This is a genomic window from Verrucomicrobiota bacterium, from assembly GCA_038744685.1.
GTDB lineage: Bacteria > Verrucomicrobiota > Verrucomicrobiia > Opitutales > Puniceicoccaceae > Puniceicoccus.
The window spans coordinates 35,305-59,900 of sequence record JBCDMB010000021.1 but is presented as its reverse complement, the minus strand read 5'-3'; the positions used below and the strand labels follow the sequence as shown (position 1 = coordinate 59,900).

The following is a 24,596-nucleotide window of genomic DNA, read 5'->3' as shown; positions in this document are numbered from 1 at the left end:
GATGCAAAATGCGATTCTCACACAGAGGCGCAGGGCACGCGGAGCCACTATCCTGCAGTTGGATGGATTCTTCTTTCATTCCTTTCTTCGTGTCCTTTGTGCTCTTCGTGGTGAGGTCGAATTCATTTTTCTCTTCTGAACAGTGTTATGTAGGACACTCAGTTTCCCTTTTGCAGGAGACTTTGTCGTGGGTTGGATCTCCCGCAATAGCCTGTTGGCGCCGACCAGAATCGCCGTGAAACCCAATGAATAGTAGGTTCAGTGCTATCATGGCATGGGAAAGGATGCGGGTTCTTTTTGTTGCACGCAAGTTTTCGGTCTCCTGAAATTGGGCCATTCCACGGACCCTTTTCGAGAGAGAAAATTCCCAGTGTCGCAATTTTCGCTGTCCAAAAATTTCGGCTTCCCGAGACAGTTTCCCAAAGTGTTGAAGATTAGTTTGATGGGAAATTTCAGGTCAATTCTTGACTAGCCGACATCCGAAAATTGCGTCACTGAAAAGAGTTTGTTCTTGTTTAAGTGAACATTTGTTCATATTTTTTCTAGTGTCATGAAGATTGTGCGTTTTCCCCGTTGGGCCGAGGTATTGTCCGGGTGCGATCTGGCACCTTCTGAGAAAGAGGGGTTTGCCGTTACTATTCGTTGGTACCTGAGCTGGTGCCATCGGCGAGCGGTGGGCTGTTCGGTCGAGTCCGCGCGGGAATTTGTCGCATGGGCAAGAAAAGAAAAGGCGTCCGCCGAATGGAAGGTAGAACGCTGGAAGACGGCAATTCGCTGGTTTTTCATCAACGCGCACAACCAGACTAGACAGAAGATTTCGTCTTCGGATCTTTCATCGGAGAAACCCAATGGCGCAGACGCAGTCGGCTTTCGCCATGGGTCCGACAATGATACTTCCGCCGAGCGAATGTCTGGGAAAACGGATGACGAGAACCGAATTCTGGCAACCATGCGTCGACGCGGCATGGCACTCAAAACGGAACGCAGCTACTTGGGGCACTACTGCAACTTTCTCAAGCGAACAGGCTTGCGAAGCGGAGCGGAAATCAATGCCGCCCGCTTGAAGGAATATTTGGATTATTTGGCGATGGAGCGTGCGGTATCTTCTTCCACCCAGAAAGGAGCGCTGAACGCATTGGTTTTCATCGCGGAGAAGGTCTTTGGCCTCGAAGTGGGCGATATCGGTGAGTTCGTTCGGGCGAGGAACCACAAGCGGATCCCGGTCGTGATGAGCAAAGCGGAAACACGCTTGTTTTTCGCGGAATTGAAAGGGGACAAATCGCTGATGGCACGGCTCCAGTATGCCGCCGGGCTGCGGGTCTCGGAGTTGATGCGTTTGCGGGTCAAGGATCTCGATTTCGAACGCAACCAGGTTGTGGTTCGAGCCGGAAAAGGGGGCAAAGACCGGGTCACTCCTCTTTCCGGGAAGCTGGTGGATTCGTTGCAGTCGCACCTCGAACACGTGCGGGAGCTATTCGAAGCGGACTTAAAACGGGAAGATTTGGCGGGAGTCTACCTACCGGAGGCATTGGCACGACGACATTCGAAGGCCGGTTTCGATTGGAGGTGGCAATGGCTCTGGCCCAGCCGCGAAATCTCACGGGACCCCCGTAGTGGGTTGAAGCGGCGGCATCATGTTTTGGACAAGGCTTACCAAAGAGCGGTTTCCGATGCTGCAAACCGGGCCGGGCTCAGCAAAAGGGTGACCAGCCACACGTTGCGGCATTCTTTCGCCACCCATCTCTTGGAAGACGGGGTGGATATCCGCACCGTTCAGGATTTGCTGGGGCACAAGAGCGTGGAAACTACGCAAATTTACTTGCACGTCATGCAAAAGCCGGGTGCAGGGGTGCGCAGTCCATTGGATAGCCTGTAGCAAATTTGCGCTTCATTTACGGGCATTTCGATCAAACAAGCGATAAAGTCATAGTGGTTTCGAAATCGAAATCGGCATCGAAATCTCTATCAGAAGGAACCGATGGGCGATTCAGATTTCGATTTCGACGCAGTAACAAAACTCCACCCGATCTTTATTCCTCAAACGGATTGATCGCTACCACGTCTCCATAACTCTGGCCGCTATTCAGGTCCTCCGTGTAGAGAGTCGTGCTCTTGCAACGTTGGGCGGCTGCTATTACCAGGCTGTCCCAGTAGCTACAAAGGAAGTTCTTGTGGTTTAAAATTGCTCGGCGGATAATACCGAATTCAGGAAGGTTTGACAGTTATGGTGCAGCCCAGAATCGAAGCAGCGCAAGGCGCAGGGATCGGATTCGTATCGAGATACGTTCCGATTCCTGCAACGCCGCGACCTTCGATTCTGGGCGCATCCCTATGGGACGGGCGGGAAAAGAGCCTGAGCAGCGTTAGCCCGATTGATACGGGTCGCAGCCCGCATCCAACCGGGCCGCCTTGCTCAGACTCTTTTCCCATCCCGCCATAACTATCAAACTTTCCTGAATTCGGTATAAGGGGGAAGTCTACGTCGAGGATATGCAAGCCTCCGAGGCTCTTAAGAATCGTTTCCGCCTCATCGGCTGTCAGTAGCTTTTTCCGAATCACTGTCGCATGGAAAAACTCCCCCAAGACTTGCACCGAGCTATGGGCATTGCCAGCAGAGATCGACTCGAGAAGGAGCTTCTGCGCCCGCTCCTGCTTAACCGGCTGGGAACTGTCGTAGGCGTTGTAGTATCGAAGAAAACCTCATTCATATAGGTCGTCCCGACTCCAATCAGCACCTCCCATAGGTTTACTCAAACGAGCAAACGATTCTCGAAGATCTCTAGCTTGTTGCTGACGGGAGGCCTCTTCACTGGAAGCGACCTGAGTCAAGTAGTCACGCACCATCGCCGTGAGACTGGTCTCCCGTTCCAACGCAATTTTCCGCACCCGCTTCACCGTGGCATCATCGAGGCTCAAAGTAATATTACCCATAATACGTGTGAAACATAATCAGTATGATTTTGCCTGAAAGCCAGAATCTTGCCTGTGCGATCAAAATGACTCTTTCCCGTGCCGTACCGTCAAAGCAAGTATCCCGAACACGAGGAGCGAGACAACGCTCATTGCGATGCCTGCCTTGAGGTAGGGCGGAAAGTAATGAAGCTCGATTTGATGCTCGCCCGCTGGTAGCGCTAAGCCTCGAAAGCCGAAGTGTACGGAGAGGAAGGGTGCCTTTTCACCGTTCACCTTTGCGGTCCAGCCTTCGTTGTTGGGGATGGAGAGGAAGACGATCCCCGGTTGATCGAGGGTGATGCTCCCGTTGAACTGATTCTGCCCGATCTCCTGCCATTCAACTGAAATCTCAGAGAGCGACTGAGCGAGTTCTTCGTAAATCGCAAAAGCCTCTTGGCTGTCTGGCTGGACGGTAGCTTCTTCGATTCGCTTCAGCTCCTCGTCCGAAAGCACTGGAAAGTTTGCTACCAGCGGAGAATCTCCCGAGACCACCGCAGCGGCAAACGCCACAAAATCCCGCGTAGCCGCGGGCAGCTTCCGTAAACGTTCTTCGCTAATGGTATGTAAGTAGACGGATCCGAGCGGAATGAAATTCTCGTTTTCCGAAATCAGGGCGTCGCCCGCTCTACCCCAGGGCTGATAGTCGGGCGGTGGGCCGCGGTCACCCCATTCCCTCGCAATGAAGTACTTCGTCGAAAGCAGAGTGGCCAGAAGGAAGCGTTCTCCCGTCCCTATCACATATCCGGACCCGTGACCCGGAACGAGATAATCAACCTCAAAGCCATCCGGACCGAGGAAGGCCAGATAGCCTCCCGCGTTGAACGAGTAGTAGGAGCTCAGGCCGGCGTATCCCTGCCCAAGTGGATCATTGAGATGGGCGGAGACGTTTCCTTTCTCGATCCGGTAGAAGCTCTCGTCCGCTTCCTCGATCATTCGAACTGCCTGGAGAGAATCGTCAAAATAGTAGGCTCCCGTATCCATCGAGTCCCCCCGAAGTGCCTGCCGGTCCTGAGCGGTCTTAGACGAAAATTGGATAACCTCCGTGGCGATCATGAGTGGTAACAACAGTAATCCGTAGGAACGGTATTGCCGGGAACGAAGAAGCAAGAGAGCCACGGTGTAAGCGATCAAAAGAATAATTACCTGCCGGTAGACTCGGTAACCCTCCTCAACCCTCAGATGCTCGAGAATAAAAGCGTTATTCCTGAGTAGATAAAGTGCCACCAGAAAGCACGCTAGGGTGACCCCGAGGAGCCACAGATTCAGACGGCGACGCCGAATCAGACCATCGAGAGCAAGGGCTCCTGCCCCTGCGACAAACACCGGAATCCAGAACGAGGAGGTTTTATAGTAGATCCCGGAAAAGGCATTGAGGAAGTAGCGAACGTAGGGGACGAACAGGTAAAGCAACATAGCCACGAGAACGATGCCAAGCACGACCCTAACGCGGGTTCCACGACCGACGAATGCCTGCGGAAGAAGAAGAAGCATAAGCGTTCCGGCGTAGAGATGGGGTCCTTCAAGATAGTTGCGCCATCCGGAGTAGAAGTTCCCCCGTCCGAAGAGATCCGCCGCAAAGAGCCCATAAACACTCGCAAGCCACTCTTCCGCTTCGTTCCAAGAAAAGAGCGAACTGGTCGCAAACGCAGCGATGTTTGACTCGTCCCCGGACACCCGCGGACTCGAGATTAGCTCATAGAGCACCGGAAGTAGAAAGGCACCCGCCAACCCTAGCCCAAGAATATAGCAGCCACCGAGACGGAGTAGGTGGCGTCCCGTTTCCCTCACCGAAAAGCCCCCGTCCATCCAGATCCGGAGTAACGCGTAGCCGAAGAAAACCCACGACCACACGTAGCTGTGATAGACGCTGCGGATCACCATAAAGAGAATCGCGAGTGGGATCAGCTGCCAGATCCGTTTTCGCAGGTAACACTCGAAAGCGAACAGTGCGAAAGCCACCATGACGACCTCGGTCGCGTAGTGGGTCCAGTTCCCACGGATGACCATATGTGCGGAGAAGGCCAGGAAAAGCGCTCCCGCCGCCGAAGCGAACTTGCCCATTCCCAGCAGCCGAAACCATGCGAGAAAGAGAAGGCCTGCAAGGATCGTCTTCGTGAACTGCATCCAGCCAAGACCGAAGGCAAGCTTCTCGGGGGGCAGCAGATACAAAAGAAACAGGAACGGCTCTCCGACCCAGCTGAAGATCCCTTGCCCTACCCCGATACTGAATGACCAAAGCGGCCATCCTTCGGTCCGCAGATAATCGGAAAGATTGAGGAAGATCGGCCAGAAGACGTCCACCGAATCGGTGGCCACATCCTTGAAGAGATAGAGCTTCTGAAAAACGAGGTAAGGCTCATAGACCGCAAACCCAATCGCAGCGAGTGCCGCAACGAAACCCACTCCCCACAAACGGTTCCACAACGGCGTTGACGGCCCACCCAATCGCTCCAACCAGCCCGACTGCACGCAGCGCCCCGCTAAGAAAATCAGCCCGGCAACAAGCACGTAGAGGAGTAAACGCCCCCCTCGCAGCAGCCAAAGAGTTTCCTCATCGAGAGTGTTCCGCCATTCTTCCCGCACGACCGGAAGGACGAGATAAGGGTCGATCCCATCGGTCTGTAGAATCCAATCGGACCCAGAAGCCTCAAGTCCCGCGACGAAATCATTTACCTCGGCTCGGGCAACTACCGAAGGCCCATCCATCGAGAACAAGGGAAAGAACCGGTAAGCAAACTCGTAGCCAAAGAGAATCGGGCCCAAGCGATACTCCCGCTGCCCTCCCCCTACGTCGAAGCGAACAGCCCGCAGCTTTTGCCAACCCGGTAGCTCAAACTCCACTTGCAACTCTGCATTCGTTTGATGGGCCAACTCGATGTCAGAGTGGTACTCAAAGAACGAGCCCGGACCGGGAAACCCATAGCGATGGTAAAGCTGGAGGAGCGACTGCTCCTCGTTTCCATAAAGCGGAATGACGACACGGTTGGGGGCGGGCTGCCAGAAGAGGGTTCCGACAACGCCCACCACCAAAACAACAAGGGCCACTAAATTCCATGAATTCGCGGCCCTTAGCTTTCTGAGGAATTCACTCACTGCATCAACTCTTTGCGAAAGGCTTTGACTGCGCGATAAATTCTTTTGCCGAGAGAGGGACGGGAACGACCAAAGCGATGCACCACATCCACCCCTGATCGAACAAACTCAGGACCGTAGGAATAGATGGGAACTCCTTCCCGACTCAACTCCATCCTCTCCATCTCCTCGGGACGACTTCCCCGACTCGGCGACTCGTGGTGGATCACCCGGACCGTCGGATCGATCAGAATGCGCCAATCGCTCTCGCGAAACCGCCCACCCAACAGAGCATCCCCAAAACCGTTCGGGCAAAGCACCTCATCCAAGCGACCCACTTCTTCAAAGACCGATCGCCGGACTAACGCGCATGCGAAGGTAAGGGCGTCTACTTCCCGAAACACGAGTGGTAGATGATCCGGGTGCCGAACGACCTCAGGCCCCAGCGCACCAAACCGAATCCCAGCGGCCTGAAGGTTTCCGTCCGGATAGTGGAGTGCTCCTCCGACCATCCCCACTCCCGCCCATTCAAGAAATCCCTGCAACCGCGCCAGATCGTCAGGTCCCGTAAACTCAACGTCATTGTTGAGAAACAGGAGGTGCGGTTCATCGATTCGAGCAAGCGCCAGATTGTTCAGACGGGCAAAGTTGAAGGACCCTTCTTCCTGAAGCCACAGCACCCCCTGATCGACAAAGAGTGAATCGGCTAAAGTGCGGAGGCGTTGAGCGATCGCCGGATTGGAACCGTTGTCGACTGCAACCAAACGAATCCGTGAGGCATTCGCCTGACCTGCCAAACTTCGAAAAGTCGCCGATGTCAGCTCTTCCTGATCCCGAAACGGAACAATTGCGGCAATCCTCTCGTCGGAAGATGGCGGCGTCGGAATGCCCGAGCCGAGGGAAGGGTCGTACCGCCAGTCGCTGAGATGAATCCCGCTCCCTTCCCCGTAGGCAATCAGTGCGTCCCGCAAGCTCTCCTCGGGCTCTTCGACAGACTGTGCAACCGGTTCACCGCGAGCGCAGGGCAGAACGGTCAACGCAAGCGGAGTCCTTTCGATCCGCGATCCTGTCGCCAATGCAGTGATCGCGGCCCGCCAGGACGCGCCCGTGGAGAGAAGTGACTTTTGCTGCACCATCTTGTTCCACAACGATCCGCGGATCCAGAACGAGCTACTCATCCCAGAACGGCCAAAGACTGAAAGCTTCTCCGCACCCGAATGAAAGCGAACGGCGTGAGGTCCACCTGTAGACTCGTCGGAAAGGGTCTCAAAAAAGCCAAACAAGTCTGCCAGATTGGTTACCGTCTCTTTCAGCAAGGTGAACAATGCTGTAGGGTGAAGGACATTGTTGGGAGCCAGAAAGAACAACCATGAGTCATCGCCCACGGTAAATACTTCTTCACGGTCATCCACCCAGTCCACTCGGCCGCTGAGTCCGTTCTTGTCGAAAATACTCATGAGCACCGACTCGCAAAAACTTTCGGGCGCATCAACAACGACCCGAAACGTCGGAATACTTTGGACTGCGAGTGACGCCACCGTCTCCTCAATCCAGATAAGGTTCGAAGGGTCCGGGCGCCAGTAGACCACTACCTCCCGCGTACCCCAAAACTCAGGACCCACCTCTTCCTGCCAGCGCAAGGTCGGCTCAAGACCAGATGCTTCTACCGGTGCGCCGGGAAGCAACGTCCACTGCCAGTCCCGCAATGTTGGTGACTCCGTCAATGGTTGACGAGAGGGTCTTTCCTTGTGGTCGTTTGCCGTCATCGCGAAGAGCCCTCACTCCCCTTTTTCTCAAACAGTTTCGCGATTGGACGGGTCAGCCGATAGCTCAGCGATGATTGGATTGCGCGCCTTTTACTGATCTCACTTTCGAGCTCCGCTTTCACATGGGAGAGTTCCAACCGTAACCCACGGGCCATTTCGGTTGTTTGATTGACCTCAGTGGCTGCCTCTCCGAGACGCTTCAGTAGCTCCGTCCCGACCGCAGCCCCGCGGCAGACCGTAAAGTGCATCCGTAGACCGTGAGCATTCAATAGTTCTTCTGTATTCCTGAGGCTGATACGCATGTGGGGATCTCCACCGAGAAAGAAGAAACCGACACCACCCTCTTCAGGAGACAGCGGAACGGAGAAGGACGGGTCCGATACCGTATAATCCTCCGGCGAAAGAGTCCGAAAGTCTTCCCCCTCACCATCCAGGAGTTCGATAGAGCGCAGAAGAAACTCTCCAATTCCATCAAAGGGGTCGAAGCGCAGATCCTCGCTACCGACACCCGCACTCCCCCAATGGAATGTGACCGAAGCGTCTCCCTCTTCGGGAACAGGTTCAGGCGCAACAAGCACACGCTCCTTGCCGTCAGTAAAAATTCTTAGCTCGGCACTACCACCGGACGCAAAAAGGGACCGCCAATCCAACCGCTCCAAGTGAGCCTCGAAGAGCAGTCGAATATTTTTCCCGTAGATTTCTGAATGAAACCGGTAGATCGTAGTGAAGGCCTCCAAAATTCTTTCGCGGGAGGCAGAGAAGCTAACATCTCTCGACCCTTCATGCTGCCGGTAGTCGAAAAGAACTTCATCCACATACGCGACTTTGCACCCTTGTTCGACGAGAGAGATCCAAAACTCAAAATCTTCCCAGCCGAATTTCATCTCCTCACGAAATCCGCCGACTTTCTCCCAATCTGCTTTCCGGAAAAGCGCAGTAGCAAAGATACTCGGTTCGAGGAGGAACTCAGGAAACTTAAACGGCGAATGCGACGACTCACCCTCCTTGGCTCCAAAGTAGGCCGCACGCCCGTAGACGATCCCGACCTCCGGGTCTGCTTCGAGACGAGGAACCGTTTGCGAGAGAAATTCCGGTCGCAGTCGATCATCTGCATCCACGCAGAGCAGGTAAGGCCCGGCAGCCGCTTGAATACCCGTGTTGCGAGCTGCGGCCGGACCTCCATTCTCACGGGAAAGGACTTTTAGGTTCGGCTCGCTCTGCAGCTCATCCAGAACCCTGCGGGTCTGAGAATCAGTCGAGCCATCATCAACCACGATCACCTCCGTCGCCGATACCTCCTGTCGCAACACCGATTCGATAGCCTCCCGCAAGTAGGCTCCATGATTAAAACAGGGAATGATAACAGAAACTGAACTAAAGGGCACTTCGATTGACCTCCTTCCACTCCCAATTGCGCGGCACATTGCTATCCAGCTGCAAGGAAAATGCACCCTCCGCCACGGTAAGATTGGGATTCGATCCCGGATCACCGGCTCGGACTTCCGGATACCGTTCACACAACTCCACGGACTCATTCATTTCGTTCCAAGACGGAACGGAGCCGCGAATCCTTAGATGGGGAGTGAGGATGTTCTTTAAGCCCTGCCTTTCAAGAGTCAGGCAAAACGCAGCGACCCGATAGGTCCACGATGTAAAGGGCTCTGCCACCTTCCAATAGTTTACCCATAACTCGCGACGGACGGCAAAGCACACACGCCCCGGAACAAGCAGATTCTGCGGAAGAATCTCCCGTCGTCCCATTCCTTCGAAGTCAGGTTTCAAGTCGCGAAAGATCGACTCAACGATCCCATCCGGATTTACCAGAAGACCCGCCTCAGCCAAGCCGCCGTCTGCATCCTCAAGAGCCGGAGCGACACAACCCATCCCACGGAGCGAAGCCCAACCCGCAAGCTTCTGCAGAACTGAATCCTCCCATTCGTAGTCACCTGACGTCACAATCAGAACGTCTTCGGATAAATCTCCTGCGGTCGCAGCCAACTCCTCAGGATCACCAACGCGGTAACCCTCATACGTCGGCGGATGACAAATCCAATACATCCCGGCGATCAGCTCCCAGCTACCCTCCCTGGACCATGGCACCGCTTCTTCCAGCGACCTGCGAGAGGCATCAACCGAGTAACTTTTCTCGCCAACGTTGGCCGCAGACGACCCTTCGATCACCCTCCACCGGTAAAGCACCTCTGGGATATGAGCGATCTGGTCCCCTGACAGACGCTTTCCAAGGCGCAGAAAAAGATCCCAGTCCTGGCTTCCTTCCATGCCCTTACGAAATCCACCAACTGAGCGAACCGCCTCGGTGCGCATGACCGAAAAGTGGCAGATGTAGTTCTGCGAGTAGAGAAAGAGTGGATTCCAGTCTGGTTTGAAATAAGGTCCGAGCGGACGTCCTTTCTCATCGATCTTATCTTCGTCACTGTAGAAGAAATGGACCTCAGGCTTCCGGTTCATTGCAAGAACCGTCCTCGCCAAACTTTCCAGTCGCAAAACATCGTCGTGGTCGAGCAACGCTATCCAGTCGCCCGTGGCCATTTCCAATGCGGTGTTGCTGGCCTCGGAAATATGGCCGTTGGTCTCGCGAAAGGAGACCCGGATCCGATTATCCTCAGCCGCCATTCGACGCAGCAATTTCTTGGTAGCACCGCGGGTTGAAGCGTCGTCTGCAATACACAACTCCCAGTTCGGATAGAGCTGTCGTTGCACCGATTGGATTGCCTCCCGCAATAGCCGCGGTTTGGTATTGTAGGTCGGCAGCAACACGGAAATCTTCGGCTGGATCGGGAGGCTCCTCACGGTCTCACCCAGTTTCCGCCTCTCCTCTTTAGTAGGCTCGTTCCTCGAAAGAAAGAAGCCGTAGTCCCGAGCGTAAGGATCAGGAGGTCGTGGTGCTGTGTTGAGTAGAAGAAAACGTCCAACCACAGTCTCCTTCCCGTCCTCCCAAATTGCGGTCGCGGTCACCCACTTGAAACCCTTTCCTGTGCGGAAGAGTTTTCGGAACCGAACCTTTCCATCATCTTTCCCGCCACCACGCCCCGAGACACGCAAACACTCCAACATACGGTTTCCCAGTTTCAGTTGAACGGACAAAGGAGGATTGCCATTCTCATCGAAACCAGCACCTTCGAAAGCCGCATTTCGGGTGACCCATTGAAAACAGCGGAGACTTGGCTTGATAACGGTGAATGTCTTCATCGTGAAACCGTAGGAAGAGGGTCTATTCCTCGAAAGGTAGGAAGAAGACTCACTCCGCGATAGTCGGTCACCAAAAGAGATCTTAGAGTCTCAACCCGTAACATCCCGCCATAAGGCGGATGACTACCCGAATAGGAGTTCAGAGGCCCAATTAGGTCATCGGCCTCACGGCCGATGCTTCTGGAAGCTGTATCTCGAATTCCCAACTGATTCCCAGTCGACGCGCAAAGCCTCTTCCTACAAAAAGACACTCATGTGCCCAAATTCTTGTGACAAACTCACAGGCATCTTCGAACGGTCAACGAACCGCTCATATCCGAGCTTTCACCGCCCGGTTCCACAGCAATCCGAGCGCAAACGCGATGAAACCTAACAAGAGCGCACTGACCATTCGGAGTAACAACCACCAAGCCGGGGCACTTCCGTCGTAACCCTCCCAGACTCCGAACGGATCCATGTCACCTTCCGCCACCTCGATTCGGAACCCATAGTCTGTTGAAGAACCTCTTGCTACCCCAGACCAATTAGCGTCTTCCGGTGCAAGTGTGCCGGATCTTCCCAACCACGGCTCTCTCCAGGATATCGATTCGATTATTATCACGCCATCCCTGTCCAAAGGATCGAGACGAATACTTTTCGGAAGAGAAGAAGGCAAAAGAACAGAAGCCGTAAATCGCTCGCTAGCAGGAACACCTGTGTTCGCCCCCTCGTCTTCCGAGAAACCTTTTCCAGAGTCCACATACCATTTGAGGACTCCTCCGTTCTCGGCAGAAAGGGTTACGTCCCATCGCGTCCAACCTGTCCAAATTCCACTCCAGGTCCAACCGATGAACGCAAAGAGCAAGCCGAGGATCACCGGACCCGTAAGCACCCTTTTCATTTCGTATTCCCTGCGAATCCATCTGCAAGCGGCCCCAACTCCGTCGCTTCCAGTGGTTCGTCATGAAGATCATACTTTTCCCTAATACGGGCCACCTCCTCCGGCAACTCCGAGCTTGTCCCCTTGCTACTGTGTTCGAGTCCCTTCGGGTTGAGGTAATAGAGCCCAAGAATCTCTCCAACCTTCTTCATCGCGACAAAGGGGCTAATGCGCAGCCAAAACTCCCAATCCCCCGCGGAACGAAAGGTTGGATCGAAGAGACCATACTCTCGATGCAACGACCAACGCCATACCGGTTGCGGGCCGATTACGCATCTTCTTCGTAGAATCGCAGGATCATACTCCGGCCAGTTCCACCTTTCCGTCGCAGAGTTCTCGGCAAAAGACTCGTGAGGCTTCCGGGTAACCAACTGGTCAGCGAAAACCAGCCCCAGCTGCGGGTTCTTCTCCAGTTCGTCTACCAATCGTTTGAGACCATCAGGATGGTGTCTATCATCACAGTTGGCACTGGTCAGATAACGGCCAGCGGCCAGCTCAATCCCTTGATTCCACGCCCCGTAAAGACTCTCTTTCGAGGAGAGACGATGATAGATAATGTTTTTTGGAAAACGTCTCTGAAACTCTGCAATAACGACCCTCTCGTTACTTGGCGAGTCGGCATCAATGACGATAACTTCCATGTCTCTCAATTGGAAGAGAGACTGTTGAACGAGATCCTCGAGACACCCCTCAATCCAATCCTCTGCATCATAGACCGAAACCAAAGCGCTGAGTAGCGGGCGACGAGTCAATCTACGAAAAACTCGGCCCAACTGGGATGGTCTTTTAATCGAGTGATCCTGACTCACGGAGTGTTCTCGATGAGAGGTCGAACTGCTCAAGGTGCATTCAGAGTCTGTAGCATCACGCCGTGAGGCGGATGAAAAAGCCTTTCTCGAGACTTGTAGGACGTATCAATTCATCGGTCTCACGACCGATGCTACGAGATAGTTTCAATCTCATATCGCTACTCTTCCCGGGGCTTCTCCGTCCGAATCTCCAACATCGGCAAGCCGATCATCCCGGTCGTATCGCTCTTGGTGTAAGAACGTAAGACTACTGCATCATGAAGCCAGTGCTGCATCTCGTGTTCGGTCTGGGTGCCTGTGGCAACTGTAGCGTTCATTACATAATCTCCCGCCCGCAGGATCGGCATTTGAAAGAAAAAGCGCGCCTGTAGTTCTTCTCCTTTGGCCATTGGCCACGACTGCCCCCGGGTGGTGAGAAACGTATTGTCGCCAAACAACACCTGCCCGCTTGGATCCTTGATTCCAAATCCAATCATCGGGTTATCCACTGAAGCGTGGGCACGTACCCGAACCCTTGCTTCAACTTTCTCACCCCCAACGATCCATCCCAACGGCCTGCCTTCCTGATCGAAGAGACGCGCGTCGACTACCTCCACTTTCCGCTCGCCAAATGAGTCCCCATTCGGGTTGAAAGCAAAGACCTCAATGTCGTTCCGGTATTGAGAAAAATTGAGGAAAGAAAGACGCTGGTCATGGATTTCCTCGCCCAAAATCTGCTCGTTCTCAGCGGGAGGAACCCTCTCTATCGAAGGTGACTTCTCCTCCTGCTGAGAATTCTGCAGATCACTTGTCCCAGTTCCATCATTACCCGCATAGAACTCGGAAAAGTAGGACTCGGTGACATCCTTGGGAACTCCACGCATCCGCACATTCCCCTGATCCAACCACAAGGCCTGATCGCAAAGGCGATTGATCGAGGGAAGGTCATGACTGACAAAAAGGAGAACGCCATTCTCCTGAAACTTCTTAAGAAACCGCATGCACTTCTGCACAAAAAACACGTCTCCCACCGCCAGAGCTTCGTCCACAATGAGAATATCGGCATCGACATGGACGATCACCGCAAAAGCGAGCCGAACATACATCCCGCTGGAATAGGTTTTGACCGGCTGATCCATAAATTCGCCAATATCCGCAAAGGCGGCGATATCGTCAAAACGCTCGTCAACGACCTTCCGTGAGATTCCAAGAATCGAGGCGTTCATGTATACATTCTCCCGTCCCGTAAATTCTGGATTGAAACCGGATCCCAGCTCAAGAAGCGCAGCAACCCTTCCAGAGAGGGCAACTTCTCCTGAGGTTGGAGTCAGCGTTCCCGCAATAATTTGCAGCAACGTGCTCTTACCCGAACCGTTTCTGCCGAGAATCCCGAAGCTCGTTCCCCGTGCGATATCGAATGATACCTGCCGCAACGCGTAGAAGTCCCGATAGTAGCGAGCGGCCTTTCTCTGCAAGGCGCGCCTAAACCCCGTCTCACCGGGAATACTCTTTGCCACCGAATTCAGCAGGGGAGATTTCAACCGGTCCAAAGGATTCTCCCAAACCCGATATGCTTTCGTCAAATTACGGACAGAAACCACTAATTCTGAATCATTCATCCACTACCCTACTACCAGTGGCCTAAAGAACATCCGCGAAGCCCTTACGAAGCTTGTGGAAGGTAAAGTACCCTACCAAGAGAACCGCAATCGATGTCACGTATGCATAAAGAACCGGCTCGAGGTGAAGCGGCTCCTGCCACAAAACAACTCTTCGCGCCTGTTCAACAATGTGTGCGAGTGGGTTGAATTTCAGGATGGGATAAAGACCGGCAACGATGGCTCGATCAATCGGGTAGAAAACCGCACTTCCGTACATGAGAGCAAGAGTGAGGAACTGCATGAGCTGACCGATATCGCGCACGAACACTCCTATTGCGGAGAAAAACCAACCGATTCCCAGAGAGAAAAAGACGACCGGAAGGATAATTATCGGAAGATAGAGCGCCATCCAGGTCAGTTCCCTTCCAAAGACGATGATCCCAAGAAAGACGAGGCAGAGGCTGATGAAAAAACTGTAGATCGAGGCACCCACCGTAGCCACCGGAAGAATTTCGAGAGGAAACACGACCTTCTTAACGATATTGGTATTTGCCAGAATGATTGTCGTCGAGACCCCCATCACTTCTGCGATGAGCTGGAAGATCGTTAGGCTAAGAAATACCCCCAACGCATAGTCCAGAGCAGTCTCTGTTGGGTCGCCCGCGTCATAACGCCCGTTGAAGATGACGCCAAAAACAAAAGAGTAGAGTGACATCATCAGGAGAGGATTCAGCACCATCCAAAATACACCAAGGTAGCTGCCTTTGTGCCGTGCACTGATATTCCGAACCGTGAATTGCCAGAGAAGCAGTCGGTTTGCGTAGAGCCGGGGTAGTATATCCAACGGCCAAAACCTTGAGTCATTCTTCATGGATCGATTCGATAACGAGAATAGGTGTAAGGCACGGGCTGTGTAGGGAGTGTATCACTGTCAATCAAAACGTATTCAATTCCCCGATCGAAGAGCCAGCGCTTAACCATTAAGGACCGATCAATGTCAATCAATAGAGGGGTATCCATGGTTTCCCATTCTCCCAAAAGCTCTTGGATCCTTTGCGTAGCCTCCTGACTCGCTGAATGAGAGATTCGCACAATTCCAACGGCATTTCCAATGGCAAAGAACCCAGCTATCCCTACAACGAGCACTGGTAGCAAATAGGACCGACCCACTTGGAGGAAATATCTTTCGCCCGACTTCCCAAACTTGGCCCATGCAAGAAGTGTTTCGCTCATCAAAAGAAATGGCACTGCGTAAACGAACGGAACCCACCGCGCCCACCAACTCGGGACCAGAAAACAGATTAGCAAAATAGCGGCATAGAGAACCCATCGAAGAAACCTTCCCGGCACTCCCCGATGGCTGCCCGAAAGGATCCTCGCCAACACACACAGGAAAAAGACTCCAGAAAACAGAGGACCAAAACCTCCCGACTCATATCCGGGAAAAATCACTGTGCGAAAAGTGCTCCACTCCGAAGGATTCCAGGAGAGCGGCAGCTTCAAAGACTGACCTCGGTCCATCGCCGTTTCCTCAAAAAAAGATCTTAAAAACTGCTCAGGGCGGGAGAGACCAGTCACTGACTGCGGAACCCGAATGTCCATAGCCTGATCAAACTCGTTTGGTTTCAGAACAGCGGTTTCCACAAACTCCTTACCCCTAGACAATCGATCGCCATACCGTTCGATTCCCAACCAAACGCCAACAATTGCCAGCAGAAGAATTATGGACCCTGCGATCCATCCCTTCCGCTCTGCGAAGACAAACCGAAGCCAACTCGGATTCTTGACAATGACGGTCAAAACCAGAACTCCTCCGAGGACGGCGCCAAACGCCGGCCCGCTCCTCTTGGCAAAACAAAGGAGCACGAGGGCAGCAAAAGTTGCCAGCAACACCTGCCAACTCCAACGATACGAAAGGCTAAAAATGCCAAGGAGCAGCAATGTGGCAAAAACGGCTACGTCGAAGTCCATATAAAGTGTCCAAATCTGATAGAGGACGACAGGATTCGCTATAAGAAGAAAACCCACCGTAAAAGCGACTCCTGGAGAGAGCCCGGCATTTCTCAGCATCATTACCGATAAAACGAGAAAACCCACTACAAGGACGAATCGATACCCTTTGGCACCTTCAAAACCACCGGGGAGGTCCGCGAGAAGTGCGGCATTCGCATACATCCCGCAATAGGTGAACCAAGAGGGATTCAAAGACGGAGCCAGCCGGACAAACCCGTCTTCCGGCTGAGCCTGTATCCATCCGGGTTGAGGATTCACGGGGTTCCAACCCTCTCGTATAAGAAGCACTCCCTCCTGATGGGTCTCTACACTATCCCATCCAACATCAATGATCGAGGAGGCTGCGACGGATGCGACAAAGAGAATGATGGCGTGAGAAAAGAGAACCGGTATGATCCTGAAAACCCAAACTTTGAAATCTGAAACCTGAGATTTGAAATCTCCTTTCGGGATGACTGCCCCAACAACCGCACCCAACAGGTAAAGAGCCCACCACCAAAAGCCAAAGGTGAGGCCAACAACAAAGCCAAACCACGCACCTAGAACCAAAGCGAGTTGTGCAAAAAGGATCGAGAACCCAACGCGGAGAATCATCAGAAAATTTCCTCAGTAGTAATCAAACTACTCTGGAACTGAGAGCGAGTGTTCAGCGTTCGACGTTGAAAGCTAGGCGTTTGGCGTTCGCCATCTTCCGATTCTCATTGCTATCGACTTCCCCGCATGATCGATCCAATCGTCCGGATCAAGATCTGCAGGTCGAGGAGAACGGAAGCATTTTTGATGTAGTAGAGGTCAAACCCCAGTTTCTCCCTCACCTCCTCATCGCTTTCCGCATAGCCGTAGTTGATCTGCGCCCAACCAGTGAGACCCGGCTTTACCAATGAACGATAAGGATAAAACGGGACCCGTTTCTCCAGATCCTCCGCGACATCAAGCCACTCTGGCCTTGGCCCGATGAAGGACATGTCCCCTTTCAATATATTCCAAAATTGCGGAACTTCGTCGAGCCGACTTCGACGCAATAGGTAGCCAATTCTAGTCACGCGAAAATCGTGAAGACGGTCCGAATCCCGAGTCTCCTCTTCGCGCAGCACGGATATCGTTCGCAGTTTCCAAATCGAAAACGGCCTCTCCCTCAGTCCCACCCTTGTCTGACGGAAGAAAAGAGGCCGCCCTGTTTCCAACCAAATACAGACCAAAAATACGACAAGAAGGGGTATCGCTAAAACTAGTCCGATCCCTGCCAGAAGAATATCCGAAAGTCGCTTCCATCGATGGTAAACCGGATGAGTCAGGCGCAGATCCAGCTCAAGGAACCAGTTCGGCCCGACATCTGAACAATCTACCCAGTAGAAATAACGTTCGACAAACGCCCTCACATGGGAGACCTGAATTCCACTTTCCAAACACTCCATCCAGATTGGAACTGCATCAGAATCTCCCGACTGCTCGGGCACGACTACCTCATCGATTCGCAATTTTCGGCAAAGTTCCATCAGACGACTGCTCTCTATGGAGTCGTCAAAGGAATCGGGCAAATCCGCCACCCGAAAGGGTAATCCACTCTCTTCAATCCTCTTCCGCAAACCCTCTCTCTTCTCTCTTCCCAGCAGCAGAAGAATTCTGCGCCTACTCAGACCTTGAATGCGATAGAGCGCAATTCGGGCCAGTCCCATAACCAAACCCGCACAAATGAAGGCTTGAAGGGATACCGTTCGTCCGAGTTGCTGCAGTGCCAGTGCGTAAAGAATCACCACAGCAAGCAACATAGTGACTGCGAGGGCTGAAATTATTCGAAGGGTAACCGGCCAAAGCCTTTGCTGACGAAGTGGATCGTGCAATCCGTTGATATCCGCCACCAGTGCCAGAAGCACTCCGAACCCAAGCGCCGCCGGATAAGCACCGGGCTGGCCAGCGAAGGAAGATTCCCATCCAAGCGTCAGATCCGGGTTTAGCCAGTAAGCCAGCAGGATGGCCAAAAGACCCGCAGCAAAATCGATGACCAGCCACATCCTTCCACCAAAATACCAATCCGTTCGGCTCTGGACGCGTGATCCAGCCATAGCTTTTTCGTCAGGGCTCATGATCTGCAATTTTCCGGATCCCAGTCCGGATAGTGCGCCCGGTAGGCCATCAATGTCTTCGCGGTCGCCACTTCCTCAGAGAACTTTTCCTCAGCCATCAACCGATTTCGGGAACCCATTTCACGTCTCAAGTCTTTCGATTGAGCAGCCGCGCACATTTTCTTTGCAAGAAGATCGGGGTCTTTTTGATCGATCACCCAACCATTCTTCCCCTCTTCAACCGCTTCGGCGCAAGCCGGAATGTTGGTAGTGATCACCGGCTTACCGCATGCCTGGGCTTCCATGATGATCCTCGGTAGACCTTCTCCGTAGAAAGTTGGATGGACGAGGACATCCACCGATCTTAGAAGAGACGCCATGTCATCGACATTCCGTAGCCAATGAAAACCCGGTGTGGTTTCCCACTCTTCTACTTCCGAAAGAAGATAGGAATCCGGGTTCCCTTCGTCCGGTAATCCAGCAAGGTAAAACTCTGCCGACGGTCCGCTGTAGCGGCGGACTGCCTCGACAAAAAGACCAGCCCCCTTGTCCTTTAGGAGTCGACCCGCCACGAGAAAGCGGACGCTCCCCGATGAAGGATCCAAATGTTCGGACCCGCTCGGATGAAACTTCTCGATATCAACTCCACCCCCAGGAACACACTCGATCGAGAACCGCTTCTTTTCCCCAAGAATCTTCTCAACGGTTCTTTGATCGGCCGGATTCTCAACGAGGACCGGACCACAGCGAAGGCATCCGGCCAAAAGCGGTTCGAGCCCCATTCTCAGCAGTCGTCGAGACATTGAACTTCCCGCATAGATGAAGCCCATTCCGGTAACGGAGTGAATGACCTTCGGACCCGAACGCCCCGCAGCCATAGTTCCGGTGAGGATGGCTTCGAGCGTAAAGAAATGGACAAGATCGATCTTCTCTTGGCGGTAGATTCGTTTCAGATCCCGAACGGTTTCCCACTTTCGAATCGGATTATAGTTACGCCGCACGAGAGATACCGCCCGAAACTCCAGGCCCTCTTCTTCGAAGCTGGATGAATAGTCATCCAAAGGGGCAATGGCAATGACTCTAATCCCTCTCGCTTGGGCCGCTTTCAGTAGACCCATCCGGAAGTTCGCGAGATACCAGCTGGTATTCGCAAAGAAACCCATTGTCCGAGGCATTTTCACCGGGGAACCCTCGATCTCATTTCCCGACACTTCCAAAAGTACCGAAACAGAAACGCGAGGCCAACTCCCAGAAAGAGAGAAAAGGGTCCAAACCTAAGTCGGAAAAGGGAACCAATCGCAGGCACCGGATAGACTAAAACGACGACGAGAAGAAGTGATACCAGCAGCACGAAAATCAAGTTTCGGCTTCTCGTCAGAATCAGCCCGGAACCCGCTCCAACGAGTAAAAGATAACCCAGCAGCGTTTCAATGGCAGCTACCCTGCGCTGAAGACCACCCGTTGGACTCCTGGCTTCTCCTAACCAAGAGTTTGGAAATGGAGAGAAGAGTCCGATTAGAAGTGCGCGGGGTGCATAAGCTACTACCGATCCAACACTGTCGAATTTCCTTTCTCCATCCACAATGCTTCCAGCGTCCGGAAACATCCAAAGGAAAACCGTTCGGTTGTGGATCAGGCGGTGAAACGCACTGTCCACCGAGGACGGAAGCCAATCGGAGGTAATCCATGGAGTGGCTGGTGGAATGTAGTTTTCGTTCTCCTGAGAGGTCCATTGATCGGTAGAATTCGGGGCACTGCCTTCTTCGGATGAGTCTACCCTGACCACCCTGTCTTGGCTTACTTCCCCACCCTTTGTTCCTGCAAACGGAATCAATAGAACCGATCCGAGGAGAAGGCAGGCGAAGGATCCAAGAACCTGCGATCGTTGCCCCTTACCGCAGCGAATAAGCGAAGGTAGAACAACCAGTATAGAAGCAAGACCGATCGCAACGACTACCAGAGTCGTGCTATATCCTCGCATGGTAGCCATCAAAATACCTCCAGCAACCATCCCAACTAAACCGACTCCATAGAACCCGAGCCGGTTCGCCTTTAGAATGGTGACGCAGCCCAAGAGGAGAACAAATAGTCCAAGGCAGTAGATGCCATCTTTATGAAACTGCGTCACCCAAGTAAGCGTTGAAGGAAGGAACGAAAATGGAAGAACACCCGCGATTGACTCCCGGAACGAAAATCCCAGCTGATGAATCAGGTGAAACAGAACGACAGCAGATGCTCCATGGACAAAGGCATTGAACGGGAGCAACACGAGAGGTGACGCGCCCAGATAGTAGTAGAAGACTGCCATCACACCCACAGGTTGATTTGCCGACCAACCGGGGTTCCACTCCCATGCAGACCAACCTTCTTCTTTCATCGCGGAGGCCATAGAAACGGCCATTTCGTGGAAGCTGGCAGTATCCAATCCGGGGATCAGCCCAATCGATCCCAATAATCCGGGGTCGATTCTCGGCGCGATGACCAGCTGCACCAAAAGACCAGCTACTAACGAATATCCAGCAACGAGAAGGAAAATTGCCAATGAGAGTTCTGATCGATTTCTCATAGCTCCCCCTTCAACAGATGATCGTAGTGACGACGGTAGCCTTTCGCTGTCTCTGCAACGGAATAGTCTTTTGAGCGTTCTCGACCAAACATTCCGATCCGTCGACGATCCGCCGGGTTCTCGATGAGGTGTCGAATTGCGGCCGCCCAAACATCCACCTTCCCGGGGGGAAGAAGCTGTCCTGCTTTTCCATCTTTCCCAACCACTTCCGCCAAACCTGGAACATCCGAGGCGAGAACTGGCATCCCTGCCCCCATTGCTTCGGCAGCGACCAATCCAAATCCCTCCCAAAGAGAAGGTAAGAGAAAGACATCGTTTGCCCTGTAGTAGGGCACGGTATCTTTCGTATAGCCGACAAACGTTACCCGGTTTTCAACTCTAAGTTCAGAAGCCAAACTCTTCCACGAATCGAGCTCTTCCCCCTCTCCAACAATAGTGTATTCCCAATCCAATTGCGCGAGTGACGCGAGAGCGCGGATGGTCGTATCGAAGTTCTTTTTCTCAATCAATCGACCCATCGAAAGAAATCGAACTGGGTTCTGGCCGTTGCCGTCTCGTTCAATATCGAGAAGGGGTTCAAGCTCTACCCCATTCGGAACCGTGACCAGCTTTTGACTGAGATCTGGAATCCACTCTTCCATAGACTCTTGAACTCCTTCGCTGATGCAAAAGATCTGGTCGTATCCAGAGTATAAGAAACGGTCGAACACCTTACCAAAGGGAAGATTTCTGCGGCGGTTATGGGTATCGTGCTCCGTGGTGACTAAAAGAGGCCGCTTCGAGAGACCCCGGGCCGCCCACTTGGCGAAAAGCTGACTTTGGGTGAGGTGGGTATGGATCAGATTGATCGGCGCCTCCTGATCCATCTTGCGAAGGATATCCCTTAAAAGAAACAGCTCTTTCCATCGGGGAACTTTTTCACCGAAGGCAACTACCCGATCTGTATCCCTGTCATCGGGAGTCTCCATACTAACGATCCACGAGTCGATTCCGTCCGATAAGTGACAACGATGAATCAGTGGAACCATCACCTCCGCACCGCCTCCGATCAAACGGTTGATGACGTGAACCACCCTCATCCCGGACGATCTACAAACTGCTTTCCCACTCTCTCAAAAAACTCAAAAGCTTCTCCGCATTTTGATCCCAATCGAAAGCGACTCTCGCCCATGCCCGAGCCTTTTCGGCCTGGGCCTTTCTTACATCGCCATTCATTTCCAAGGCCGCCTGCAGCGCATCCTTGAAAGACTCTACCGAGTCACTTTTCGAGACGACCATCGAATCAAGAGGGAAACCATCCATCCCGGGAAGTAATGTGGTCACAACCAAACGACCGGACACGAGATACTCACCGAGTTTCGATGGAAAGAGGTAGCGGGCTTCCGGAAGATCAATGAGGTGGGGGTTGACCAGAATATCGGCCTCCCGAATTTTCTGAATGCGCTCCTCGTTGGATTCCAGAAAGCCACCATACTCAATGCTGGGATCTTCATCTACCGCCCGCCGAACCATCTGTTCATCAGGCCCCCGTCCGGTGACTCTCAATCGCGCACATCCGGGCGGCAGTCCACGAAATGCGTCCAAGAGAAGCTGAATACCCCGTGGTCGATTCAATGAACCCGCATATAGGAACAACGGCGGCTGATCATCAGGACCTTTTGGAGGTAGATTGTTGAGGGTCTCAAATAAACTCACGTCCGGGACTATGCCTGACAAGTGGAGGGTTCGTTTCCCTCCTCCAAAATCTTCGATCACCCTCGGGTTGAAAGCGGCGAACCCATTTACGCTTTTCAATAACCGCACCTGCCACCGAAACCGTTGCCGTCGAATAGAAACTGACTGATCACCGGGATAGTCCAAGTCCGTAACGATTGGAAAAGTCGGCAACCTCAACGCCCGAACCATTCCCGCAAGAAATCCACCCTGTTCATGAGTGGGGCCAAGATTGTAAACGAGGACCCGTGGCTGTTTTCCCTCCCGCCGAACCCGCTCGCTCCAGCGTCGCAAAAATGCCCTTGTGTCCGACGTGATTCCGATCGTCTTGAGCGGTTCCAAATTGTTCCACCCCAAAGATATCAAAGATGCATCCTCCTGACCTTCCACCCTCCCTTCCAATGATCGGGGAAAGGACTGAAACCGGTCCTTTGGAAATCGGGAAATCGGGGGAGTCGTTAGGATCGTATTTGCCTTCCACCCTGCACGGCCCATCGCAGCAAGAAGGGACCGCTGAACATCAATCGTCGGGGAAGAACCAACGTCAAACCGTTCTTCCCAACTCTCAGGATAAACGCTTCCGATGAATATCCATTCTGATTCTTTAACCATTACCGTTCGGTAGCATCGGTCAGCCTGTGCTTCTTCATCCGTCTCACGACGGGATGCTACAAGACTACCCAATCGAGATTCTCAATGATCGAGAGTTCCTTGGTACAACTTGATAAACTTAGGCACCAAAACCTGACTCGAGAATTGCTCCACTGCTTTTTGCCTCGCTGTTACCTCCATCGAAGACCTCAAAACAACGCCTTCAAGCAGAAAGCCGATCTTTTCTGCCAGCTGAACCGGGTCTTCCGCCTCGCACAGAAAACCGGATACCCCGTCCTCAACGATCTCCGGTATACCCCCAACCGCAAAAGATACAACGGGCCGGCCGCAGGAAATTGCTTCAACGCCTGTATTCGGGAGGTTGTCCATTCGCGACGGTAATGCTACAAGATCCGCAGCCGAGTAGGCCGTCGCGAGATCTTCATCCTTCCCAAGCCATCCAAGGGAATAACAAGGAACTCCACCCACCTCTTCCTGACTTCCATTGCCAAAGCAGACCAACCCAAAGCGAACTCCCTCTTTTGACAGGATGCCACAGGCCTCCCGCAAGAGATCAAAACCTTTCCGAGGGTCCGACGCTCCGGCTTCCGCACCAAAGAGAACCAACGGCAGATCCTGTGGTAATCCAAGCTGCTCGCGGGCCGCACCTTTCTCTCCCGGCAAAAAAGTACTCGAATCAATCGGATTGGGTAGAACCTGCGTTCGGCAATCCTCCCAAACCTCACTCGCCTCGGCTCGACCACGTATCCAGTGACTCGGAGCAATACCGATAGGAGTGACCTTCTTATAGATCTCACTTTTCCTGCTCCGCATTCGCCGATCCCATTTTCGTAGAATTCCATTGGACGCTTGGTCGTTGCCGGACCCGTAATGCCTTAATCCAGAAAAGGGCCACTCGTCGTGAAAGGTCCAGAAAAGCGGAAGACCCCTCCACTTCTCTACGAGGTCTATGGGAATGAAGCCGCCCTGAACCCAGTGGAGATGAATCACGTCAGGACTAAAGAACTTGATCGGGTGAGAATCAAATCTGGGGAGCCACCCGAGGGATACTAAATAATCACCAAAGGCCCGACAAAGGCCAAGGGGAAGACGGTCTATCCACGGACGGCATCGATTCCAAAAGCGGTAAAGTCCAGAGCGGGGTCCAAAGATCTCATGGTCGGAAGAGACTTTGTTCTGCACCCACATCGCCGAATCCACCCCAGAAGCAAGTAGAGCACGGTGCAAACGGTAAGCCGCAATCGAGGCCCCATTGACCCGGTCAAAAGTGCTTACATGAAGGACTTTCACATTGCTAAGATGGCGACGTTTAACGTTGGAA

At 53.1% G+C, this 24,596-nt stretch carries 18 protein-coding genes; 1 reads left to right on the top strand and 17 read right to left on the bottom strand.

Translation table 11 applies throughout. From position 1 onward, the window contains the following. Positions 1 to 550 precede the first annotated feature (550 nt). Complete coding sequence (locus tag AAGJ81_11885) at positions 551 to 1,876, top strand: integron integrase (protein ID MEM0966841.1); 1,326 nt, start codon at positions 551 to 553, stop codon at positions 1,874 to 1,876. A gap of 329 nt (positions 1,877 to 2,205) precedes the next feature. Here the strand turns inward: AAGJ81_11885 and AAGJ81_11880 are convergent, their stop codons facing one another. The 17 genes from AAGJ81_11880 to AAGJ81_11800 all read right to left on the bottom strand — a co-directional run bounded on the left by AAGJ81_11880 (position 2,206) and on the right by AAGJ81_11800 (position 24,565). Continuing rightward, entirely contained in the window at positions 2,206 to 2,559 is a 354-nt protein-coding gene (locus tag AAGJ81_11880) for a hypothetical protein (protein ID MEM0966840.1), read from the bottom strand. Positions 2,560 to 2,700: 141 nt separating this feature from the next. Further along, positions 2,701 to 2,931: a DUF6364 family protein gene (locus AAGJ81_11875; GenBank protein MEM0966839.1), complete on the bottom strand. Its 231-nt coding sequence runs from the start codon at positions 2,929 to 2,931 to the stop codon at positions 2,701 to 2,703. Between the two features lie 60 nt (positions 2,932 to 2,991). After that, a complete protein-coding gene (locus AAGJ81_11870) occupies positions 2,992 to 6,045 on the bottom strand; it encodes a YfhO family protein (GenBank protein MEM0966838.1) in 3,054 nt (1,017 codons plus the stop codon). Continuing rightward, a complete protein-coding gene (locus AAGJ81_11865) occupies positions 6,042 to 7,790 on the bottom strand; it encodes a glycosyltransferase (GenBank protein ID MEM0966837.1) in 1,749 nt (582 codons plus the stop codon). Before AAGJ81_11865 ends, AAGJ81_11870 begins: the two co-directional genes overlap by 4 nt. After that, the gene (locus AAGJ81_11860) at positions 7,787 to 9,175 is read right to left on the bottom strand and encodes a glycosyltransferase family A protein (protein MEM0966836.1); all 1,389 of its coding nucleotides are present in this window, start codon (positions 9,173 to 9,175) and stop codon (positions 7,787 to 7,789) included. Before AAGJ81_11860 ends, AAGJ81_11865 begins: the two co-directional genes overlap by 4 nt. Next, complete coding sequence (locus AAGJ81_11855; protein MEM0966835.1) at positions 9,165 to 11,000, bottom strand: glycosyltransferase; 1,836 nt, start codon at positions 10,998 to 11,000, stop codon at positions 9,165 to 9,167. The genes AAGJ81_11860 and AAGJ81_11855 overlap by 11 nt, the downstream gene beginning before the upstream one ends. 310 nt (positions 11,001 to 11,310) lie before the next feature. Next, entirely contained in the window at positions 11,311 to 11,880 is a 570-nt protein-coding gene (locus AAGJ81_11850; GenBank protein MEM0966834.1) for a hypothetical protein, read from the bottom strand. Continuing rightward, positions 11,877 to 12,671, bottom strand: a complete 795-nt coding sequence (locus tag AAGJ81_11845; GenBank protein MEM0966833.1) for a glycosyltransferase — start codon at positions 12,669 to 12,671, stop codon at positions 11,877 to 11,879. Before AAGJ81_11845 ends, AAGJ81_11850 begins: the two co-directional genes overlap by 4 nt. Positions 12,672 to 12,886: 215 nt before the next feature. Continuing rightward, positions 12,887 to 14,326, bottom strand: coding sequence for an ABC transporter ATP-binding protein (locus AAGJ81_11840; protein MEM0966832.1), 1,440 nt, complete (start codon positions 14,324 to 14,326; stop codon positions 12,887 to 12,889). Positions 14,327 to 14,348: 22 nt separating this feature from the next. Further along, complete coding sequence (locus AAGJ81_11835; GenBank protein MEM0966831.1) at positions 14,349 to 15,179, bottom strand: ABC transporter permease; 831 nt, start codon at positions 15,177 to 15,179, stop codon at positions 14,349 to 14,351. Further along, the gene (locus AAGJ81_11830) at positions 15,176 to 16,915 is read right to left on the bottom strand and encodes a hypothetical protein (protein ID MEM0966830.1); all 1,740 of its coding nucleotides are present in this window, start codon (positions 16,913 to 16,915) and stop codon (positions 15,176 to 15,178) included. The genes AAGJ81_11835 and AAGJ81_11830 overlap by 4 nt, the downstream gene beginning before the upstream one ends. A 110-nt stretch (positions 16,916 to 17,025) precedes the next feature. After that, entirely contained in the window at positions 17,026 to 18,405 is a 1,380-nt protein-coding gene (locus AAGJ81_11825) for an exopolysaccharide biosynthesis polyprenyl glycosylphosphotransferase (protein ID MEM0966829.1), read from the bottom strand. Further along, complete coding sequence (locus AAGJ81_11820) at positions 18,402 to 19,547, bottom strand: glycosyltransferase family 4 protein (protein MEM0966828.1); 1,146 nt, start codon at positions 19,545 to 19,547, stop codon at positions 18,402 to 18,404. Before AAGJ81_11820 ends, AAGJ81_11825 begins: the two co-directional genes overlap by 4 nt. 14 nt (positions 19,548 to 19,561) lie before the next feature. Next, positions 19,562 to 20,950, bottom strand: a complete 1,389-nt coding sequence (locus AAGJ81_11815) for a hypothetical protein (GenBank protein MEM0966827.1) — start codon at positions 20,948 to 20,950, stop codon at positions 19,562 to 19,564. Continuing rightward, on the bottom strand, positions 20,947 to 22,029 hold the full coding sequence (locus AAGJ81_11810; GenBank protein ID MEM0966826.1) for a glycosyltransferase family 4 protein: 1,083 nt from the start codon (positions 22,027 to 22,029) through the stop codon (positions 20,947 to 20,949). Before AAGJ81_11810 ends, AAGJ81_11815 begins: the two co-directional genes overlap by 4 nt. Positions 22,030 to 22,039: 10 nt before the next feature. Continuing rightward, positions 22,040 to 23,275, bottom strand: a complete 1,236-nt coding sequence (locus AAGJ81_11805) for a glycosyltransferase family 4 protein (protein ID MEM0966825.1) — start codon at positions 23,273 to 23,275, stop codon at positions 22,040 to 22,042. 81 nt (positions 23,276 to 23,356) lie between these two features. Then, positions 23,357 to 24,565 carry a glycosyltransferase gene (locus tag AAGJ81_11800; protein MEM0966824.1) on the bottom strand — a complete coding sequence of 403 codons (1,209 nt, stop codon included), beginning with the start codon at positions 24,563 to 24,565 and terminating at the stop codon, positions 23,357 to 23,359. Positions 24,566 to 24,596: the final 31 nt, after the last annotated feature.

Coding starts and splice junctions, on each gene's coding strand:
- AAGJ81_11805 (MEM0966825.1), bottom strand. CDS start 23,275: ATGGTTAAAGAATCAGAATGGATATTCATCGGAAGCGTTTATCCTGAG.
- AAGJ81_11855 (MEM0966835.1), bottom strand. CDS start 11,000: ATGAAGACATTCACCGTTATCAAGCCAAGTCTCCGCTGTTTTCAATGG.
- AAGJ81_11885 (MEM0966841.1), top strand. CDS start 551: ATGAAGATTGTGCGTTTTCCCCGTTGGGCCGAGGTATTGTCCGGGTGC.
- AAGJ81_11875 (MEM0966839.1), bottom strand. CDS start 2,931: ATGGGTAATATTACTTTGAGCCTCGATGATGCCACGGTGAAGCGGGTG.
- AAGJ81_11835 (MEM0966831.1), bottom strand. CDS start 15,179: ATGAAGAATGACTCAAGGTTTTGGCCGTTGGATATACTACCCCGGCTC.
- AAGJ81_11810 (MEM0966826.1), bottom strand. CDS start 22,029: ATGAGGGTGGTTCACGTCATCAACCGTTTGATCGGAGGCGGTGCGGAG.
- AAGJ81_11825 (MEM0966829.1), bottom strand. CDS start 18,405: ATGAGCCCTGACGAAAAAGCTATGGCTGGATCACGCGTCCAGAGCCGA.
- AAGJ81_11830 (MEM0966830.1), bottom strand. CDS start 16,915: ATGATTCTCCGCGTTGGGTTCTCGATCCTTTTTGCACAACTCGCTTTG.
- AAGJ81_11850 (MEM0966834.1), bottom strand. CDS start 11,880: ATGAAAAGGGTGCTTACGGGTCCGGTGATCCTCGGCTTGCTCTTTGCG.
- AAGJ81_11820 (MEM0966828.1), bottom strand. CDS start 19,547: ATGGGTTTCTTTGCGAATACCAGCTGGTATCTCGCGAACTTCCGGATG.
- AAGJ81_11865 (MEM0966837.1), bottom strand. CDS start 7,790: ATGACGGCAAACGACCACAAGGAAAGACCCTCTCGTCAACCATTGACG.
- AAGJ81_11840 (MEM0966832.1), bottom strand. CDS start 14,326: ATGAATGATTCAGAATTAGTGGTTTCTGTCCGTAATTTGACGAAAGCA.
- AAGJ81_11815 (MEM0966827.1), bottom strand. CDS start 20,950: ATGAGAAATCGATCAGAACTCTCATTGGCAATTTTCCTTCTCGTTGCT.